Annotated in this window: 2 protein-coding genes and 1 pseudogene; all 3 read right to left on the reverse strand. The window is 24.7% G+C overall.

Annotation, left to right across the window (positions count from 1 at the left end):
• Positions 1-344: pseudogene (locus NSA58_RS19340) on the reverse strand (hypothetical protein); the annotation flags it as partial.
• The gene (locus NSA58_RS19345; RefSeq protein WP_039680940.1) at positions 337-726 is read right to left on the reverse strand and encodes a GntR family transcriptional regulator; all 390 of its coding nucleotides are present in this window, start codon (positions 724-726) and stop codon (positions 337-339) included. The gene NSA58_RS19345 and the pseudogene NSA58_RS19340, both read right to left, overlap by 8 nt.
• A 597-nt stretch (positions 727-1323) precedes the next feature.
• Positions 1324-2070, reverse strand: coding sequence for a DUF6873 family GME fold protein (locus NSA58_RS19355; RefSeq protein WP_074079337.1), 747 nt, complete (start codon positions 2068-2070; stop codon positions 1324-1326).
• Between the last annotated feature and the right edge of the window lie 29 nt (positions 2071-2099).

Below are 2099 nucleotides of genomic sequence, written 5' to 3' on the forward strand. Positions count from 1 at the left end.
AAGGACAAATCTTTCTTTAAAGCTTTTACTTTGTTGTGAACATAAATAAATACACAAAACTCATATATGCAAAATCCTAAAATGGGAAGAACAAATGCAATCTCATAAGCTTTAAAGGAATAAATACAAACTAATGTTATTATTATAAAAATAAGAAATCCTATAGTAAGAAGACTTTTAAATTTTTTATCTAAGGATTTGAACTCTTTCTTATTAAAATAATCGCTATTTAAACTTACCCCATAAAACTGTCTTTTTCCACTTAGAGCTTGAGTAAAAAACATTATTAGATATAAAAGTAGTAACATGGGAAGATTTATAATAACTGCTATTGTACTATTCATAATGTTTCACCTCATAACCGTCAAAAAATTCATTACTGCAATTTAAAAACTCTTCTCTAGTCATTCCTAAAAGATAACTTTGCGCGGTTAAAAGTTCTAGCATAGATTTTATTTTTTCCATATTATCTTCTTTTTTAGCAAGTGGAAGAGTATTAACTATTGCTCCTTTACGTCTATCAATATTTATATAGCCTTCATCTTTAAGCAAATTATATGATTTGTTTACAGTATGAAGATTAACACCAATCTCCTCAGCCATTATTCTAACAGACGGTAAAGACTCATTTATTTTCAAATCACCACGGGCAATAGATTTTATGATTTGTTCCTTAATTTGTGTATATATAGGAACATCACTGTTAAAATCCAAATTTAATATCATTTTATCACTCCAAACTATAATGTACTTGTTATATATATTATATAACGAAAATCAAATATCTTACAACTAAATAGAAAATAAAATTTGACTATCAATGAGTAGGGTTATATAATAATTACATTAAATTATGAAAGTGTTCAGGTAAAGTGAGAAAATAATCTTATTCAAAATAAATAGTTTAATAGTTTTTTGCAGATTGTTTATTAATACTCTATTAATTATGCCTAAAACTACTTTAAATCAAGAATAAGATTAATGGCAAAGTAAATCATTTATCTGAATATAAGTTAAATATAGCTTTTTTCGATGTGTAAATACTTATAAGTAAAAGCGTATGCAAAAAATCAGAGTTATATATTTGGGATGAGCTCCTTAATTTTATAGATGTTATTTCTCGTATGCAAGTAGAAGAGTTAATGTTAAATGAAAAACCAACTATGCTATTTGTAGAGCATGATACTTCTTTTGGCGAAAAAATAGCAACAAAGATCGTTCATATATAAATTAGATTTAATTAATAAGGAAGGTATAGATAAAATATACCTTTCTTATTAATAATTATCATGCTTATTGTATAAAATATGAAAATTATTTAGACTAAATTAATGGGATTAAAGAACCTAAATCCGTAAGCTTCTCATCGCTGAGAGATAGGACTTTTTTATTTCTTTTTGATAAAAATTTTTCTATATCTTTGAAGTTTGGATGATTTTCTATTCTTCCAAAGAATGCAAGTGTATCTTTACTTATTAAGCCGCTACATCCACCAATAAAACCATAGTTCAATTCGAATAAATCTATATGTCCCTTTTCAATTAAAAGACAATCAATATTATGTTTAATAACTTCATTATAAATTCCTTCATCAGAAGTAATAATTGAATTTTCATCAACTATGCAGATTGAACACTTACAATATCCCTGATTAACATTTATTTTTTCCATTTTATTCTTTTCGATATAGTCTAACAAAATGCTATCTGTATATTTAAAATTATGAATTGCTTTATTTCCTAATATAGCAACATTATATTGAACGTTATTAGGGTATTTGTTATCTATAGGTAAATTACCTTTAATCACATTGAATCCTAAAGGTGTTAAATTATTGTTATAATAATCATAGACATTTGGAGCTACTAAAATATCATTATTATTCAATTTAATAACACATATGTCAGGATGATAACTTATGGCATCATAAGCTTCATCGCATTTTATAGTTTTAATTAGATTTATATTTAGTTTGCTTATATATTTACTCATATTATCAGAGATTCTATTATCGACTAAAGCTAAATTTATTTTTTTATTTGGAATAAATGATGATTCTATAAACTTCATTTCTAATTCTCCTTAAATTATTTCTTATT

It is taken from the genome of Terrisporobacter muris (genome assembly GCF_024621905.1).
GTDB classification, from domain to species: Bacteria; Bacillota; Clostridia; order Peptostreptococcales; family Peptostreptococcaceae; genus Terrisporobacter; species Terrisporobacter muris.